Consider the following 17,373-nt stretch of genomic DNA (forward strand, 5'->3'; position numbering starts at 1 on the left):
TGGCCGCCAGGCCCCGCTAGGCCTGTTCGCCGGCCCGCTGCAACAGCTGGCGGGCACGCGCGATGACAGGCGCATCGACCATCTTTCCGTCCAGCATGAACGTACCCGCACCGCTGTCGCGATGCACGGCCACCACGCGGCGCGCCCATTCCAGGTCGGCGGCCGGCGGCGCGAAGGCGCCGTGGATGATGGCGACCTGCGTGGGGTGTATGCAGAGCATGCCGCCAAAGCCCATGTCGCGCGACCGGCAGGCGGCGGCGCGCATGCCGGTGGTGTCTTGCACGCCCGGGAAGACGCCATCGAGCGGCGGCGCCAGGCCCGCGGCCCTGCTGTGCAGCAGGACCTGCACGCGGGCGTGATCGAGCACGACCTCGGCGCCCTCTGAATCGGTGGTGAGCCCCAGGTCGAGGCCGTAGTCGAGACTGCCGAACGCCAGGCGCTGCACCCCGGGCGTGGCGGCGATCTCGGCGGTGTTCAGCACGCCGTCGGCGGTTTCCAGAATGGGCACGATGGCGATGCCGGTTTGCGCGGCATGCCGCACCTGAGCGGCCGTCTCGGCCTTGGGCAGGACGATGGCCGCCACGCCCGGATGGTTGCGGCAGGCCTTGAGGTCGTCGTCGTGCCAGGGCGTGGAAGCGTCGTTCACGCGGACCCAGAGCCGCACACCCGGCTGGGTGCCCAGGAAATCGCACAGGGCCTCGCGGGCGCCGGCCTTGGCCAGGTGTTCGACCGCGTCTTCGAGGTCGACGATGACCGTGTCCGCGCCGCTGGCCAGGGCCTTGGGGATGCGCTCCGGGCGGCTGGCGGGCACGAACAGGGCGGTACGGACTACAGCTTGCATCAGACGACCTCCGCGGCTCGCAGGCGCGCCACATCGGCGGGCGCGTATCCCAGCGATGCTAGCACCGCGTCGGTGCTTTCGCCTACATCGGGCACCGGGTCCATGCGTGGCGTGAACGCGCTGCTGGAAGCCGGCGGCAGCAGTGCCGGCAGCCTGCCCGCGGGGCTGTCGATTTCACGCCAGCGATCGCGTGCCTGCAACTGCGGGTGGGCCCAGACATCTTTCATCTCGTTCACGCGCGCGTTGGCGATCTGCGCGGATTCCAGGCGCTCGGTGACCTGCTCGATGGTCATGCCGGCAAAGGCCTGCACGATCAGGGCGCGCAGGGCATCGCGATTGGCCGCGCGCCGGGAATTGGACGCGAAGCGTTCGTCGTCGGCCAGCTCGGGCTGGGCGAGCACGCGATCGCAGAACACGCGCCACTCGCGTTCGTTCTGCAGGCCCAGCATGATGGTGGCGCCGTCGCCCACCGGAAACGGCCCGTACGGATAGATGGTGGCATGGGCCGCGCCGGCGCGCGTGGGCGGCGTGGCGCCCTCGAACGCGTAATACATGGGGTAGCCCATCCATTCGACCATGCTTTCGAGCATGGACACATCGAGCCGGCTGCCCAGGCCCGTGCGCTGGCGCAGCAGTAGCGCATTCAGGATGGACGAATATGCATACATGCCTGCGGCGATGTCGGAGATCGAGCAGCCGGCCTTGGCGGGCTCGGCAGCCGAACCCGTTACCGACACGAAGCCGCTTTCGCTCTGGATGAGCAGGTCGTACGCTTTCTTGCGTTCGTAAGGGCCGCCTTCGCCGTAGCCCGAGATGTCGCACACGATCAGCCGGGGATGCCGGGCGTGCAGGGTATCGAACGACAGGCCGAGACGATCGGCGGCGCCGGGGGCGAGGTTCTGAACCAGCACGTCGGCCGACTCGAGCAGGCGCTGCATGACCTCGGCGGCATCCGGATGCTTGAGGTCGAGCGTGAGACTTTCCTTGGAACGGTTGGTCCAGACGAAGTGCGACGACATTCCGCGCACGCGCTCATCGTAGCCGCGCGCGAAATCTCCTGCGCCAGGACGTTCGATCTTGATGACCCGCGCGCCCATGTCGGCCAGCTGGCGCGTGCAGAACGGGGCCGCGATGGCGTGCTCGAGGCTGATGACGGTGATGCCGTCGAGCGGACGGACGGAGGCAGCGGCATTCATGCGGAGAACCTCAGTTGCGCCTGGTGCGCCAGCGTGCCGTCCTGTTCGGCCCAGAGCTCCGCCAGGCCCGGTTCGCCCACGCGACCGGCGACGTCGAAGGGTTTGGGAGCGATGAGCGGCCGCAAGCCCCGATACGACAGTTGCTGCAGCGTGGCGCCCGGATGGGCATTGCGGAATGCGGCGACCATCAGGGTGGCGATCATGGGGCCATGCACGACCAGTCCGGGATAGCCTTCGGTGCCAGTCACATAGGGGTGGTCGTAATGGATGCGGTGCCCGTTGAAGGTCACGGCCGAATAGCGGAACAGCAGGACGGGGTCGGGATCGACCGATTCGCGCCATTGCGGCGCCGGCGGCGCGTCAGTGCCGACCAGCTTGGGCGGAGAAGGCTGCCGGTAAACGATGTCTTGTTCTTCCTGGATGGCCAGCGTGCCTTCCTGGTGGTATTCGTGCCGCACGGTAACGAACAGCAGCGCGCCGGTCCGGCCGGTTTTTTCGCGGACGTCGGCTACGGTGGAACGGCGTTCAGCGGGTACGCCGACCCGCAGCGGCGCATGGAAGTCAACCCGGCCGCCGGCCCACATGCGGTTGCGGTCGTCGGCGGGCGGCAGGAAACCGCCGCGGGCCGGGTGGCCGTCCGGCCCCACGCCATCGAGGCCGACGGGGCTGATGAAAAATGCCCAATGCCACAGCGGCGGCAAGGGCGCGCCCACGGCCGGCGCGGCCCCGCCCAGCGTGGCGGCGATACGGGCGGCATGGCCGGCGTCGAGGTTGTCGGCCACGGACTCGCCGCGGCCGATCCAGGCCGCGGGGTTGGATGACGTCATGTTGGGTTCCTTGGCAATGTCGTTGCAACCGCAAGCATGCCCGCCCCTCGGACGTTTGTGAATTCGTATTTCTACAAGGCGGGGTTCAAGAGGCCGGAATCCGCCCGTCCGGGCTAGCGGCCCTGGAACGCCGGTGGACGCTTTTCGGCAAACGCCCTCATGCCTTCGAGATAATCGTCGGTATACCCCAATTGCTGCTGCAGTTCGCATTCGAGATCGAACTGCTGCGCCAGCGTATTGCCGCTGGCAGCCTGCAGCGCACGCTTGGTGGCGCCATAGGCGCGCGTGGGGCCGTTCGCCAGCGTGGCCAGCACCTGCGCGCGTGTGGCATCGAGCTCTTCATCGGGAATACACCGCCAGATCAGGCCCCATTGCTCGGCCTGCCGCGCGGAGATCGCATCGCCGAACAGCGCGGCGCCCATGGCGCGCGCCGAGCCGACCAGCCTTGGCAGAAACCAGGTTCCGCCTGCGTCGGGCAGCAAGCCGATCTTGCTGAAGGCCTGGACGAAGCGTGCCGACTCCACCGCGTAGACCACATCGCAGGCCAGCACCAGGCTGGCCCCTGCCCCCGCAGCCACCCCGTTGACCAGGCACACGACCGGCACCGGCAAGGCGCGCAGTCGCATCACCAGCGGCCGATAGTAATTGCGCAAGCCCTCGCTCAGGTCGCGGCGCTGCCCCGCCGGCAGCGGTTTGCGCTCGCCCAGGTCCTGGCCGGCGCAGAAACCGCGCCCCGCGCCAGTGATGACCACGCCACGCAATTGCGGGCTGGCCTCGAGAGTGTCGAGGGCACGCGCGAGTTCGGCGTGCATGACCGCGGTGAAACTGTTGAGGCGTTCCGGACGGTTCAGCGTGATCATGCCCACGCCGTCTTGCAGGGTGAACCGGATCTGTTCAAAGGGATGCGTCATGCCAGTTCCTCGAGCACGGCGAATTGCTCGGCGGTGTCGCCCAGCAGCTGGTCGATCATGGTCAGGCGCTTGAAGTAGTCGCCGACTTCGAGTTCATCGGTCATGCCCATGCCGCCATGCAACTGCACCGCGCTCTGGGCGACGTAACGGCCGGCGCGCGCCGCTTCGAGCTTGGCACCCGCCAGCATGCGGCGACGCTGGGCCGCATCGGGTTCGCTGAGCGCCGCGGCCGCGACATAGGCCATGGAAAGCGCCATTTCCTTGGCCACCAGCATATCGGCCAGGCGATGCTGCAGCACCTGGAACGCGGCCAGCGGTTGACCAAATTGCCGGCGCGTCTTGAGGTAATCGGTGGTGATCTCGAGCAAGCGCTCCATGGCGCCGGCGGCGTGCGCGCACAGGGCCGCGACGCCCCAGTCCAGCGCGGTGCCCAGGGCTGCGCGCGCTTGCAGGCCTTGCGCCAGCACCGCATCGGCCTGCAGCGGGGTCCGATCGAAATCGATGCGTGCACACCGGGCGCGATCAAGGGTGGGCGTGTCGAGCAGCGTCACGCCCGGCGCATCGGCCGGCACCTTCAACAGGACTAGCTCGTCGTCGATATCGCGGGCCGACACGATCCAGGCGTGCGCCGCCGCGCCATGCCACACCAGGTGCTTGGCCCCGGAAAGCTCGAGGATGCGGTCGGCCGCCGGGCGTACGCGGCACAGCTCGGGCTCGGTGTCGTAGCGCCGGCCCGGTTCCTGGTAGGCCACCGCCATGATGGCATCACCGGCAGCCAGCGCCGGAAGGCAGGCGCGCTGCGTGGCCTCGTCGGCGCACGCGGCGATCAGCGCCGCCGCCATCACCGCGCTCGGTATGACGGGTTCCGACACCAGGCCCCGGCCCAGTTCGAGATGCACCGGCAGCAGGCTGGCGGGCGGCTCGCCGAACCCGCCATGTTCGGCCGCGATGTTCAGGCCCAGCACCCCCAGCCCCGCCAGCTGCGCCCAGGCGCCGGCATCGAACTGTGGGTTGGCCGCCCGCGCCCGCCGCGCGGCGAAACTCCATTGGTCTTGCACCAGCCGCCGCAAGCTGTCCGCCAGCATGCGCTGTTCTTCGGTATACGCGAAATCCATAGTCGTGTTCCGTTGCGTAACGAGCCCTACAGGCCCAGCATCATGCGGGCGATGATGCCCTTCTGCACTTCAGTGGTGCCGCCATAGATCGTGGTCTTGCGCATGTCGGCATAGCCGGCGCCCGCGGCGGCCGCCATATCCGGCCCGGGTCCGTGGAAAGTGGCGTCCGCATGCATCCAGTCGGGGTCATACGGCCAGGCGTCGGGCCCGGCGATCTCCATCTGCAGCATGGCAAGATCCTGCTGGATCTCGGAGCCGCGGATCTTCAGCACCGAAGCCTCTGGCCCCGGCGTGTCTCCGCGCGCCGCCGCCACGCGGAACAGCAGCATTTCCAGCGCCATGATGTCGACCTCGACGCGAGAGATCCGATCACGCATGCGGGTGTCCAGGAGAATGGGCCGGCCCCGCGACTGCGTGCGGCTCGCCATGTCTTTCAGGATCGCAAGTTCGCGGTGGCAATGCCCCAGGCCGGCAATGCCGGTGCGTTCATGGCCAAGCAAGTACTTGGCGTAGGTCCACCCCTGCCCTTCTTCACCGACACGGTTGGCCACCGGCACGCGCACGTCTTCCAGCCACACCTCGTTCACGTCGTGCCCGCCGTCGAGCGTGCGGATGGGCCTGACGGTGACGCCCGGAGACCGCATATCGATCAGCAGCATCGAAATGCCGCATTGCGGCTTCACCTCGGGATCGGTGCGCGCCAGGCAGAACATCCAGTCTGCATACTGGGCCAGCGTGGTCCAGGTTTTCTGGCCATTCACCACGTAGTGCTCGCCGTCGATCTCGGCGCGGGTTTTCAGCGACGCCAGGTCCGACCCGGAGCCAGGCTCGGAGTAGCCCTGGCACCACCAGTCGTCGACACGGATAATGCGAGGCAGCAGACGTTGCTGCTGCTCGCGGCTGCCGTACTTCATCAGCACGGGACCGATCATGCTCAAGCCAAAGGGCAGCAGGCGCGGCGCGCCGGCCTTGAAACACTCGACCTCGAAGATCAGGCGCTGGATGGCGTTCCAGCCGGTGCCGCCAAAGGCAACCGGCCAGGTCGGAGCGCCCCAGCCCTGGGCGTCGAGGATGCGGTGCCAGCGGATGTAGTCATCGCGCTCGAGGCGCTGGTGGCGCAAAACCTTGTCACGTATGTCGCTCGGCAGCTTTTCCTGTGCGAACGCGCGCACGGTGTCGCGAAAGCTGCGTTCTTCGGGCGTCCAGCTCAAGTCCATAGATGTCTCCTTCAGCCCGTATCTAGCCACGGGCTCGACCGCACGGCAATCTGCCTCTGTGGAAGCGGGGCTTCCGCGCAAATGAAGCGCGGCCCCTCGGCAGCGTCTCGCCGGGCAAAACCCCTGCTTCGGCAATGAAGAATGGTCAAGTGCCCCTGCGCGCCGGACACTTGCCGCATTAATCCTGCGTACAACACCGAACCGTCCAGATGCCCGAGCGTATCCACCAACTATTGCAGCAACAGGCGGCGCAACAGCCCGATGCTGTGCTCCTGTATGAAGAAAGCGGCGCCACCTTGAGCTATGGCGAAATGTGGACCCGCGTTGAAAAAGCGCGCGACTGGCTCAACGAGCGCGGCGTGCGGCCCGGTGACCGCGTCGCGGTCGTCGGCGAAAACTGCGCTGAAATGATTCAGGCCCTGTTCGCCTGCAGCCTGCTTGGCGCATGGCCGGTCGGCCTGAACGCGCGATTGAGCAGGCGTGAAGTCGACGTGATCCTGCGGCATGCCGAGCCGGCGCTCACGCTGTACACCAGTGCTATCTCGAGTTCGGCCGCCACGCATGCGCGCAGCGCGGACGCCACCGAGGCCCCTGCCGAAGTCTGGGGGCCCGGCAACGAATACGCTCTGCCCACACAGCGCCCCAGCGCGGAAACCGGCCTGGCCAGCCAGGTCGCCACGCTGATCTATACATCAGGCACCACCGGCGCACCCAAGGGAGTCATGGTGCCGCATCGCGGGCTGCTGCACTTCGCGCGAATCTCGGCCGCGTCCCGCCGGCTCACGCCCGACGACATCGGCTACGCGGCCTTGCCGCTGTCACACATTTTCGGCATTGCCACCGTACTGATGGCCACAGTCCATGGCGGCGCCAGCCTGGTGCTGCGCAGCCGCTACGATCCGCAGGACGTACTGCGCGCATTGGCATCACCCGGCCTGAGCATCCTGCAGGGCGTGCCCACCATGTTCACCCGCCTGCTCGCGGTGGCGCAGGGCACCGCCGCTCATGCGCCCCGGCTGCGCTACCTGTACACCGGCGGCGCGGCGCTCGACCCCACGCTGAAGCGGCAGATGGAAAGCCATTTCGGACTGCCGCTGCATCATGGCTACGGCATAACCGAATATGCGGGCTCGCTGTTCATCACCGATATCGACGCGCCACGGTCCGACTGCGGCACCGGGCACGCGGTCGAGGGGGTCGAACTGAGGCTGGGCGCCCCCGATGCGGGTCCGCCCCGGCCTGGAGAACGAGGCGACATCCTGGTGCGGGGCCCGGGCGTCATGCTGGGCTATTACCGAAATGCCGAACAGACCGCGCAGGCGCTCCTGCCGGGTGGCTGGCTGAACACCGGCGACATCGGCTATGTCGACGACGGGGGTGCGCTGTTCGTTGCCGGGCGCTCGAAAGACCTGATCATCCGGTCGGGCTTCAACGTGTATCCCGCCGAAGTCGAAGCCGTGATCAACGCATTTCCCGGCGTGCGCCTCTCGGCGGTGCTGGGACGAACCGAAGCCGACCAGAACGAGGAGGTGGTGGCATTTGTCGAGGCACAGCCCGGCGTGCGCATCGACACTGCGGCGCTGATGGCACACCTGCGCGGCGAGTTGGCGCCCTATAAGCGGCCCGCGCGCATTCTTCCCATCGACGCCATGCCCACCACGGTCAGCGGGAAAATCCTTAAACAGCCGCTGCGAGAACGGCTTGAGTCAATACAGTACCCCTCGCAATAACAGCACAACAAGGAGACAGGCATGAACATGAAATCCCTGCTGCAGGGCGGCGCCCTGGCCCTGGCGCTTTGCAGCGTCGCGGCCGGCTCGCGCGCCGACAGCCAGTTCCCGGAGCGCCCGCTGCGCCTGCTGGTGGGCTATGCGCCCGGCGGCCCGGTGGACACCACCGCACGCGTCTTCGCCAAGTACCTGGGCGACAAACTCGGTCAACCGGTCGTTGTGGAGAACCGCGCGGGGGCCAGCGGGATGATCGCGTCCGATGCCACCGCGAAGGCGACGCCCGACGGCTATATGCTGAGCTTCGCGGCCAGCCCCACGCTGACGATTTCTCCGCTGGTGCAGAACAGCAAGCTGTTCGACCCGCGCAAGGACTTCACCCCCATAGGCATGGTGGTCGACTACACCAATGTGCTGCTGGTCGGGCCGCAGATTCCCGCAAAGAGCGTGGCCGAACTGATCGACCACGCCAAAGCGAACCCTGAGGCCGTGAGTTTCGGATCGGCCGGGGTCGGCGCGTCGAACCACTTGTCCGCCGAGCTTCTGAAACTGCAGGCGAACGCGCCCATGCTGCACGTGCCCTACCGGGGCAATTCGCCCGCCATGATGGACGTGGTGAGCGGCAAGATCACCTTCATGTTCGATATCACCAGCACGGCCATTCCGTTCATCAAGAGCGGCAAGGCGCGCGCGCTGGCCGTAACGTCGCGCACCCGCAATGCAGAACTGCCTGACGTGCCGACCATGATAGAGGCCGGCCTCAAGGATTACGAGGTGGTGGGGTGGTATGCACTGATGGCCCCGCCGAAATTGCCCGACGCCATCCGCGCGCGGCTCGCCGCAGCCCTGTCGCAGGTGTCGTCCGACCCGGCGTTCCGCAAGGCCATGATCGACGGCGGCTACACCGTCAATGACGGTGATGGCAATGCGGTACAGCAGCGCATCGATCGCGAATATGCCATGTGGGCCGACGTGATCAAGTCTGCCAATATCCAGACCAACTGATTGCAGGCTTTGCCGATGTCCGCCTTGCACTTCCTGCGCGCTCACACCCGCCTGCCAGTGATCGGAGCGCCGATGTTCCTGGTATCGGGTCCCGACCTGGTCATCGCCCAGTGCACGGCGGGCATCGTGGGCACCTTTCCTTCGCTGAACGCGCGGCCGCAGGAAGCCCTGGACGACTGGCTTTCGCGCATCGAGGCCGGGCTGGCTGCATACCGGAGGGACCACCCCGGTGCCGTGCCGGCCCCGTATGGCGTGAACCTCATCGTCCACCCGTCCAACCCGCGCTGGCGGGGCGACCTGGACATCTGCGTGGCTCACCAAGTGCCGCTGATCGTGACCTCGCTGCACGCCCCTGATACTGTCGTGCAGGCCGTACGCCCTTATGGCGGACTGGTCTTTCATGATGTGACCACGGTGCGGCATGCGCGGCGCGCCCTCGAGGCCGGCGTCGATGGCTTGATACTCGTGGCGGCGGGCGCCGGTGGACATGCCGGCGCGTTGAATCCTATCGCCCTGGTCAACGAGGTGCGCGCCTTCTACGACGGCCCTCTCGCATTGTCGGGGTGCATCAGTCACGGCAAAGACGTGCTGGCGGCGCTTGCCATGGGCTGCGATTTTGCCTACATGGGCACGCGTTTCATCGCCACGCAAGAATCCCTCGCCTCGGACCGTTATCGCGAAATGGTGTTGAAGGCCTGCGTGGACGACGTGCTCTACACGCCGTTCTTCTCGGGCGTGCCCGCCAACTACCTGATTCCCAGCATCGTGGCCGCGGGGCTGGACCCGGCGGCGTTGGGGCCGCGCGAAGGTCCGGGCATAGACCTGGCCAAACGCAACCGGCCCAAGGCCTGGAAAGAGGTCTGGAGCGCCGGACAGGGCGTGGGCGCCGTGCAGGAAGTCCTGTCGGCCCGGGCGCTGGTGGACCAGCTGGCCAGTGAATTCAATGAAGCGCGACAGGCCATCAACGGGCGGGCGCCGGCCTGAAGCGCAGGCCCATTGGCGCTCGCGAGGCACACGCCGCACCGCGCGGCGGAACGTGCCGCGCGATGCGCACTCGGAATGAGCCGCCTCGACGGCTCATTCCATCTTGACGCCGGCTTCCTTGATGACCTTGCCCCACTTGTCTATTTCGGCGCGCAGGAAGGCGCCGAACTCGTCTGGCGTCCCGGGTTTGGGCTCGGCTCCCGCGGCCAGCATGCTCTTGGCGGTTTCAGGATCGCTGAGCGCACGCACCAGGTCGGCGTTGACCTGCCTGACAGCCTCGGGGGACGTGCCACGGGGTGCCAGCAGGCCGGTCCACGAGTACGCCTCGTAGCCGGGCACGCCCGACGAGGCGATGGTCGGAATGCCGGGGAACAGGGCCGACGGTTCCGGATTGCCCACGCCCAAAGGCCGGATCCTGCCGCCTTCCAGATGCGGGCGCGCCGAAGGCCCATCCGCGAACATCACCTGCACCTGTCCGCCCAGCAGATCCTGCATGGCTGGCGCACTGCCTCGGTAGGGCACGTGCTGGATGCGCGTGCCGGTCATGCTGTTGAAAAGCTCTCCGGCCAGGTGCGTGCCACCGCCGGTGCCTGAAGAACCAAACGACAGCTTGCCCGGATTCTGCTTGGCATATGCGATCAATTCCTCGACCGTCTTCACCGGCAATGATTCGTGCACGACCAGGACGATGGGGAAGACAGCCCCCATGCCCACCGGCACGAAGTCGGTCGTGATGTCGTAGCTGAGGTTGCTGCGCAAGCTGGGCAACACCGCGTGGTGGATGGATGCAAAGAAATAATGGTAGCCATCCGGCTCGGACTTGGCCGCCGCCTGCGCGCCCACGATGCCGCCGGCGCCGGCCTTGTTGTCGACCACCACGGGCATCTGCCAGACCTTGCCTATGGGCTGGGTCGCCAGGCGGGCAGTGGTATCGACAGGCCCCCCGGGCGGAAAGGGCACGATGAAATTGACAGGCCGCTCGGGCCACTTGGCCGCACTGGCCTGCAGGGGAAGGCTGGCAGCCGCCCAGGCGGCACCCAGCGCCGCCATCAGGCGGCGGCGTTGCGGATCATGCATAGGTGAGTCTCCGGTTTTTTTGTAGGCACGCGTGGTGCTGCGCAGCGCGTGCCGCTATTATTCGCGCGGCTCTGGCGGCTTGCCGATTCTTATTTGCCGAACCCCCTGTTCAGCCCCGCCGGAAACGGCCTTTCGCCCCGGCGCCGCAGCGGTGCCGCCGCGCCCGGCCCGCCGACCTCACGAGGCGCGCGCCGCGGCCTGCACGTGGGCGATGAATTCCTCGACAAAGCGAGGCAGGTCTCGGCCGCGCTGGCGGCACAGCAGCCGGTCGCGCTGCGCCCAGCTGTCCTGCAGGCGCACCACGTGCAAGGCCTGCGCTCGACTGTAGCGGACCGCGCAGGCCCGGGGGATAACCGCAATGCCCGCCCCCGCCTCGACCATGCGGCAAACCGCTTCGAAACTGCCCACGTGCACCCGCTGGCAAAGGCGTTTGCCAAGCCCGGACGCGATATCTTCCAGAAAGGTCTGGATGGCACTGTTGGGATGGATGCCGACGAACTGATAAGAGTCGATCACGTCGAGGAAGCGCACCGATTCGATTTGCGCGAGCGGGTGCCCCAGTGAAGTCACGATGGCAAGTTCATCGCGGAACAAGGGCATGACGTCCAGGCCCTCGACGTCGATATTGCCGGCCACCAGTCCGAGGTCGGCGGCCCCGGCCCGGATGGCCAGCACGATATCGCCCGAGATCTTTTCTTCGAGTTCGATGTCCACGTCGGGATTCTCGGCCAGGAACGTGGACATTGCATCGGCCAGGAACGAGTTGGTGGCTGTAGTATTGGCCAGAAGGCGCAGGCGCCCCTTGATGCCGCTGGCATAGGGTTGCAGGTCGGCGTTCAGGCATTCGAGCTGACGGAATACCGCGTGGGCGTGCCTGAGCAGAACCTCACCTGCGGGGGTCAGCGCCACGCCGGTGGCCTGACGCACCAGCAGCCGGGCCTTGAAGGCCTCTTCCATGTTCTTGATGCGCGCACTGGCCGCGGGCAAAGACAGGAAAGTGCGTTCGGCCGCCCGGGTCAGGTTCAGGGTTTCGCCTACGTTGACAAACAAGCGCAGGTCGGTGAGGTCGTGTCTCATGTTCCGCCACACAAAAGGGGGGTGTCTTGAATATTGAATTCCGCTGCCCTGCCCTGGAATCTACCATGCACACAATTGGGGCCGATACGGCCCGCACAGGAGACATCATGAGCGGTATCGTTGAAGGAAAAGTCGTTGTCGTCACGGGAGCGGGCGGCGGTATCGGCCGGGGGGTCGCGCTGGCGATGGCGGCAGCGGGCGCCAAGGTAGTGGTCAACGACATCGGCGTCTCGCTGCAGGGCGAAGGCGGCGGAGCCGGGCCGGCGCAATCCGTGGTCGACGAGATCCTGGCCGCCGGCGGCCAGGCCTGCCCCAACACGGACAGCGTGGCCAGCTACGAAGGCGCGCACAACATCATCAAGACGGCGGTGGACGCATTCGGACGCATCGATGCCGTCGTGAACAACGCCGGCAATCTGCGCGACCGCGTCTTTCACAAAATGAGCGAAGAAGAGTGGCGCCAAGTGCTCGACGTTCACCTGAACGGCACGTTCTTCATGAGCCGAGCGGCCGCGCCCTATTTTCGCGAGCAGGAGTCGGGAGCCTTCGTACACATGACGTCCACCTCGGGGCTCATCGGCAATTTTGGCCAGGCGAATTATTCCGCCGCCAAGCTGGGCATCGTGGCCTTGTCGAAATCCATTGCGCTGGACATGGCCCGGTACAACGTGCGCTCGAACTGCATCGCCCCTTTCGCCTGGAGCCGCATGACCAGCTCCATCCCCGCCGAGACCGAAGCCGAGAAGGCGCGCGTCGAGAAGCTGAAGAAAATGGAGGCGGGCAAGGTCGCGCCGCTGGCCGTATATCTCGCCAGCGACGAAGCGCGCGAAGTCACCGCCCAGATCTTTGCGGTGCGCGCCAACGAAATCATGCTGTTCAGCCAGCCCCGGCCCGTACGCAGCGTGCACCAGAGCGAGGGCTGGACCCCTGAATCGATCGGCGAAATCGCCATACCCGCCATGCGCAAGCAGTTCCACGCCCTGGAACGCTCACCCGACGTCATCGACTGGGACCCGATCTGAGGCTGCACCACATGGATTACGACACGATCAGGAACTGGCGGTTCGAGGATGTGCATCACCGCTACGATGAGAAGGACACCATGCTTTACGCCTTGGGCATAGGCCTGGGCCACGACCCGCTCGACGCGGGGCAGTTGCGCTACGTATATGAACAGGGTCTGCAATGCTTTCCCACCCAGGCCACGGTGCTGGGATACCCCGGCTTCTGGATGAGCGACCCTCGGGCGGGCATAGACTGGGTGCGGCTGGTTCACGGCGAGCAGCGGCTGGCCTTGCATGCGCCATTGCCGGCTGCCGGCACGGTGGTTGGCAAGAGCCGCGTGACCCATGTCATCGACAAGGGTGCCGACAAAGGCGCGCTGGTGATCACCGAACGCACTTTGCACGACGAAGCGGGCGGGTGTCTGGCCACTTTGCAGCAAACCACCTTCTGCCGCGGCGACGGCGGCTTCGGCGGCGGCGACACCAGCCCTGCGCCGCTGCCCGCGGCTCCGTCGCGCGGTCCCGACCGCCGTTGCACGCTCAGCGTCGCACCCAACGCGGCCTTGCTGTATCGGCTCAGCGCCGACCGCAATCCCCTGCATGCCGACCCGGAGGTGGCCCGCAAAGCCGGGTATCCGCAACCGATTCTGCATGGCTTGTGCACCTATGGAATGGCGGCGCACGCCATCGTGAAAACCTGGTGCGATTACGATGCGGCAAGGCTCACCACCCTGAATGCACGGTTCTCGTCACCCGTGTTTCCGGGCGAAGCCCTGCAGTTCGAGATGTGGCAAGACGACCCGGGCGCGTTGCAGTTCATCGTGCGCGCCAGCGCGCGCGATGTCGTGGTCATGAGCCACGGCACCGCCACCATCACACCTTAGCAGCGCCCGTCGGCGCAAAGAGCGGCATTTCCATGGCGACACGTCCTCCTCCTCTTGAAGGCATCCGCGTGCTGGACCTCAGCCGCATCCTGGCTGGCCCCTGGTGCACCCAGAACCTGGCCGACCTGGGCGCCGACGTCATCAAGGTCGAGCGTCCCGGCACCGGCGACGACACTCGCCACTGGGGGCCGCCCTACCTGAAAGACGCGCAGGGCCATGACACCTCCGAAGCGGCTTACTACCTCAGCGCCAATCGCAACAAGCGTTCGCTGGAGGCCGACATCTCCACCCCGGCAGGAGCGGCGCTGGTGCGCGAGCTGGTCGCGCACTGCGACATCCTTGTCGAGAACTTCAAAGTGGGCGGCCTGCGCAAGTACGGCCTGGACTACGCCAGCCTGCGCGACCTGAACCCCCGCCTGATCTACTGTTCGGTGACCGGCTTCGGCCAGGACGGTCCGTGCGCCCAGCTTCCGGGATACGATTTCATGATCCAGGGGCTGGGGGGCCTGATGAGCATCACCGGCGAGCGCGACGACCTTCCCGGCGGCGGGCCGCAGAAGGCGGGCGTTGCGGTCACCGACATCATCACCGGCATGTATGCCAGCGTGGCGATATTGGCGGCCTTGCAGGAACGCCACCGCAGCGGGCTGGGCCAGCATCTGGACATCGCCCTGTTCGACTGCCACGTGGCCATGCTGGCCAACCAGAATTCCAATTACTTCGCCTCCGGCATCGCCCCGACGCGGGCAGGCAATGCCCATCAGAACGTCGTGCCCTACCAGGTATTCGCCGCCAGCGACGGCCACCTGATCGTGGCCACGGGCAACGAATCCCAGTACCGTGCCTACTGCAAAGCCATAGGCGCGCCCGAGCTGGGCGACGACCCCCGATTTGCCACGAACAAGTTGCGCGTCACCCACCGTACCGAACTCATCGCCCTGCTGACCGACATCATGAAGCGGGGCCGGCGCGACGACTGGATCGCCAGACTCGAAGCCGTCGGGGTGCCCTGCGGCCCCATCAACAACATCGCGCAGGCTTTCGCGCACCCGCAGGCCCAGGCGCGCGAATTGCGCCGTGACTTGCCGCACGCGCTGGGCGGCACGGCCAGCGTGACGGCCAGCCCGCTACGCTTTTCGGCTTCTCCGGTGGTTTATCGCAACGCGCCGCCCTTGCTGGGCCAGCATACGGCGGAGATCTTGCGTGAAGTGCTGGGCAAGGACGAAGCCGGCATCGCCGCCTATCGCGCCTCGTAGCAATGCCACCGGGCCGACGGTGGGCCCTTCGATGTCCGAGCCGCGCGCGAGCGCCATGGGCGTTCGCTTTTCGAACACTCTTGCCGGCGTCGCGCCCGCTCCGGGCGGGAAAACCCGCAGTTAAGCAAATCCGAATAGGTCGCATGATGGAGTCTGGCTAGCATTTTCACAGCCGCCGGCGGCCCTGCCAGACGCTGCGGCGCACAATAAACCACGACACCGTGTGGAGACATTCATGAAGAAGCTGCTTGTCGGGCTGGCGCTTTGCCAGAGCTTTACAGTTTTCTCGCAGGCCACGGCGGCCGACCTGACCATAGGGGGCTTGATCCCCATGAGCGGCAGCAACGCGGAATACGGCCAGATCTTCAGCTCCGGCGCCAATCTGGCGGTTGAGCACATCAATGCTTCCAAGATGCTGTCCGGCAAGCTGACCATCGTGTACGAAGACAGCCAGGCCCTGCCCATGCAGGGCGTCATAGGCATGAACAAGCTGGTCAACGTGACCAAAGTGCCTTTCGTGCTCAGCGCATTCACCGGCGTGTCCAAGGCTATTGCTCCCATCGGCACGCGCACCAAGACCGTGATGGTCAACGGCGGCGGCGTGGGACCCGACCTTGCCGAGCTGGGCGAATACTTCTGGAACACCATCCCGCTGGTCGACTTCGAAGTTCGCGCAATGGTGCCCTACCTGGTCAAGGAGCGCGGTTTCAAGCGCGTGGCGCTGGTGTATGTGGACGACCCGCTGGGGCAGTCGGTGGTGAAGGAGCTGGAGTCCGAACTTGGCAAGGCCGGCGGCGAACTGGTGGGTAGTTTTTCGGTGCCCGCCACGGCACAGCAGTTTTCGGGCGTGGCCGCCCGGGTGCGCGATGTCAAGCCGGACGCCGTATACATTGCCTCGTACGGCAGCCAGCAGGGCCAGATCATGAAGCAGTTGCGCGACAACGGCGTGTCGCAGCAGCAGATTGCCAGCTATTCGGCGTTCGCCATTCCTTCCACGCTGTCGCTGCCTGAGTCGCGCGGAGCGCTCTTCACCAGCCAGAAAGTGGATTGGGACAAGGCCGACGACATTACGCAGCGCATGCTGGAAGACTACAAGAAGCAGCACGGCAAGGCGCCCAACATGTACGTATTGAATTACTACAACGCAGTCCGTACGTTCGGCGTGCTGGCCGCGGCGCTCGAGAAGGCCGGCAAGCCCATCACCGGCGAGAACCTGCTGGAACAACGCAAGGCGACCAAGACTTTCGATTTCGTGGGCGCCACCGTTTCGTTTGCCGACAACGGCACGATACAGGCCCCCATACAGATCAACGAGATCGGCGAAGGCGGCCCCAAGCCCGTCGCCGACGCGGCCCAATAAGTCCTGTCCCGACCGGCCATGCTGTTTATCCAGCTTTTCATCAACGGCATACAGACCGGCGCCCTGTATGCCCTTATTGCCGCGGGTTTCTCGCTGATCTTCGGCACTACCCGCGTCTTCCACGTGGCGCATGGCGCCACCTTCACCCTGGCCGGCTTTATTTTCTACGAGCTGTACACGGTGCTGGCCTGGGCCTGGCCACTGGCCGCGCTTGGGGCGGCGCTGGCCGCCGCCCTGTTCGGGGTGCTCGTCGACCGCTACGTGTATTCGGTAATACAGCGCCACGAAGGGGCTTTCTTCACGGTGTTCGTGGCGTCGTTCGGCCTGGCCATCGTGGTGCAGAACCTGATCGCCATCGGTTTCGGCCGCGGCCTGGTCACCGTGCCCACACCGTTGAGCAAGAGCCTTGAACTGGTGCCCGGCCTGTATGTGGCGCCCATGGCCGCGGTTGCGGTGCTGTGCGCCATCGCGGCCTTTGGCGTGCTGCACTGGCTGCTCTCGCACACCAACCTGGGCCTGGCGCTGCGGGCGCTGGGTGAAAACCCCGAACTGGTCCGCGTCTACGGCCTGACTCCGCGCGGACTGTCTCAGTATGTGTTCCTGATCGGCTCGCTGCTCGCCGTGCCTGCGGCGATACTCACCGCGACCACGTCCGGGCTGAATCCGTCGATGGGACATCACATCATGCTGATCAGCATCGCCGCGACGATCGTGGGAGGCGTCGGCAGCCTGCGTGGCGCGGCAGTCGCCGGCCTGCTGCTGGGCATGGCCGAAAACCTGTCGCTGGCGTGGATCGATCCGCAATGGAGCGAGGCGGTCACCTTCGTGGTGCTGTTCCTGTTCATTCTGTTCCGGCCCGGCGGCGTGTATGGCCGCGCGGTCACGTCATAGG

General features: G+C 66.3%; 16 protein-coding genes. 8 read left to right on the forward strand and 8 right to left on the reverse strand.

Going from position 1 to position 17,373, the window contains the following annotated elements; genetic code table 11:
- Nucleotides 1-16: 16 nt before the first annotated feature.
- The 6 genes from ACV17W_RS08945 to ACV17W_RS08970 all read right to left on the reverse strand — a co-directional run bounded on the left by ACV17W_RS08945 (nucleotide 17) and on the right by ACV17W_RS08970 (nucleotide 6,107).
- Nucleotides 17-844 (reverse strand): HpcH/HpaI aldolase/citrate lyase family protein, encoded by an 828-nt coding sequence (locus ACV17W_RS08945; protein WP_462596505.1) that lies wholly within the window; start codon nucleotides 842-844, stop codon nucleotides 17-19.
- Nucleotides 841-2,037 (reverse strand): CaiB/BaiF CoA transferase family protein, encoded by a 1,197-nt coding sequence (locus ACV17W_RS08950; RefSeq protein WP_462596069.1) that lies wholly within the window; start codon nucleotides 2,035-2,037, stop codon nucleotides 841-843. The genes ACV17W_RS08945 and ACV17W_RS08950 overlap by 4 nt, the downstream gene beginning before the upstream one ends.
- Nucleotides 2,034-2,864, reverse strand: a complete 831-nt coding sequence (locus ACV17W_RS08955) for an HTD2 family dehydratase (protein WP_462596070.1) — start codon at nucleotides 2,862-2,864, stop codon at nucleotides 2,034-2,036. Before ACV17W_RS08955 ends, ACV17W_RS08950 begins: the two co-directional genes overlap by 4 nt.
- A 113-nt stretch (nucleotides 2,865-2,977) precedes the next feature.
- Complete coding sequence (paaG, locus tag ACV17W_RS08960; protein ID WP_462596071.1) at nucleotides 2,978-3,775, reverse strand: 2-(1,2-epoxy-1,2-dihydrophenyl)acetyl-CoA isomerase PaaG; 798 nt, start codon at nucleotides 3,773-3,775, stop codon at nucleotides 2,978-2,980.
- Nucleotides 3,772-4,890, reverse strand: coding sequence for an acyl-CoA dehydrogenase family protein (locus ACV17W_RS08965; protein WP_462596073.1), 1,119 nt, complete (start codon nucleotides 4,888-4,890; stop codon nucleotides 3,772-3,774). Before ACV17W_RS08965 ends, paaG begins: the two co-directional genes overlap by 4 nt.
- A gap of 26 nt (nucleotides 4,891-4,916) precedes the next feature.
- Nucleotides 4,917-6,107: an acyl-CoA dehydrogenase family protein gene (locus ACV17W_RS08970; RefSeq protein WP_462596074.1), complete on the reverse strand. Its 1,191-nt coding sequence runs from the start codon at nucleotides 6,105-6,107 to the stop codon at nucleotides 4,917-4,919.
- A 209-nt stretch (nucleotides 6,108-6,316) separates the two neighbouring features.
- On the opposite strand from ACV17W_RS08970, the gene ACV17W_RS08975 reads away from it, so the two are divergent.
- Genes ACV17W_RS08975 through ACV17W_RS08985 form a run of 3 tightly spaced genes read left to right on the forward strand, consistent with a single transcriptional unit; the run spans nucleotide 6,317 to nucleotide 9,823 of the window.
- Entirely contained in the window at nucleotides 6,317-7,837 is a 1,521-nt protein-coding gene (locus tag ACV17W_RS08975; protein WP_462596075.1) for a class I adenylate-forming enzyme family protein, read from the forward strand.
- A 21-nt stretch (nucleotides 7,838-7,858) separates the two neighbouring features.
- Nucleotides 7,859-8,839: a Bug family tripartite tricarboxylate transporter substrate binding protein gene (locus ACV17W_RS08980; RefSeq protein WP_462596076.1), complete on the forward strand. Its 981-nt coding sequence runs from the start codon at nucleotides 7,859-7,861 to the stop codon at nucleotides 8,837-8,839.
- A 15-nt stretch (nucleotides 8,840-8,854) separates the two neighbouring features.
- Nucleotides 8,855-9,823: an NAD(P)H-dependent flavin oxidoreductase gene (locus ACV17W_RS08985; RefSeq protein ID WP_462596077.1), complete on the forward strand. Its 969-nt coding sequence runs from the start codon at nucleotides 8,855-8,857 to the stop codon at nucleotides 9,821-9,823.
- A 93-nt stretch (nucleotides 9,824-9,916) separates the two neighbouring features.
- Here ACV17W_RS08985 and ACV17W_RS08990 read toward each other — a convergent pair whose 3' ends face one another.
- Both ACV17W_RS08990 and ACV17W_RS08995 read right to left on the reverse strand, forming a co-directional pair.
- Nucleotides 9,917-10,900 (reverse strand): Bug family tripartite tricarboxylate transporter substrate binding protein, encoded by a 984-nt coding sequence (locus ACV17W_RS08990; protein WP_462596078.1) that lies wholly within the window; start codon nucleotides 10,898-10,900, stop codon nucleotides 9,917-9,919.
- A gap of 177 nt (nucleotides 10,901-11,077) precedes the next feature.
- Nucleotides 11,078-11,977 carry a LysR family transcriptional regulator gene (locus ACV17W_RS08995; RefSeq protein WP_462596079.1) on the reverse strand — a complete coding sequence of 300 codons (900 nt, stop codon included), beginning with the start codon at nucleotides 11,975-11,977 and terminating at the stop codon, nucleotides 11,078-11,080.
- Between the two features lie 107 nt (nucleotides 11,978-12,084).
- Here ACV17W_RS08995 and ACV17W_RS09000 point away from each other — a divergent pair, with 107 nt between their 5' ends.
- The 5 genes from ACV17W_RS09000 to ACV17W_RS09020 all read left to right on the forward strand — a co-directional run bounded on the left by ACV17W_RS09000 (nucleotide 12,085) and on the right by ACV17W_RS09020 (nucleotide 17,372).
- Nucleotides 12,085-12,999 carry an SDR family NAD(P)-dependent oxidoreductase gene (locus ACV17W_RS09000; protein WP_462596080.1) on the forward strand — a complete coding sequence of 305 codons (915 nt, stop codon included), beginning with the start codon at nucleotides 12,085-12,087 and terminating at the stop codon, nucleotides 12,997-12,999.
- Between the two features lie 11 nt (nucleotides 13,000-13,010).
- The gene (locus tag ACV17W_RS09005) at nucleotides 13,011-13,865 is read left to right on the forward strand and encodes a MaoC/PaaZ C-terminal domain-containing protein (RefSeq protein ID WP_462596081.1); all 855 of its coding nucleotides are present in this window, start codon (nucleotides 13,011-13,013) and stop codon (nucleotides 13,863-13,865) included.
- Between the two features lie 32 nt (nucleotides 13,866-13,897).
- Nucleotides 13,898-15,121 carry a CaiB/BaiF CoA transferase family protein gene (locus ACV17W_RS09010; RefSeq protein WP_462596082.1) on the forward strand — a complete coding sequence of 408 codons (1,224 nt, stop codon included), beginning with the start codon at nucleotides 13,898-13,900 and terminating at the stop codon, nucleotides 15,119-15,121.
- Between the two features lie 235 nt (nucleotides 15,122-15,356).
- Nucleotides 15,357-16,481, forward strand: a complete 1,125-nt coding sequence (locus tag ACV17W_RS09015) for an ABC transporter substrate-binding protein (protein WP_462596083.1) — start codon at nucleotides 15,357-15,359, stop codon at nucleotides 16,479-16,481.
- An 18-nt stretch (nucleotides 16,482-16,499) separates the two neighbouring features.
- Nucleotides 16,500-17,372 carry a branched-chain amino acid ABC transporter permease gene (locus ACV17W_RS09020; RefSeq protein ID WP_462596084.1) on the forward strand — a complete coding sequence of 291 codons (873 nt, stop codon included), beginning with the start codon at nucleotides 16,500-16,502 and terminating at the stop codon, nucleotides 17,370-17,372.
- The last annotated feature ends 1 nt before the right edge of the window (nucleotide 17,373 follow it).

It is taken from the genome of Bordetella sp. MIP270_01_BMS (assembly GCF_054958705.1).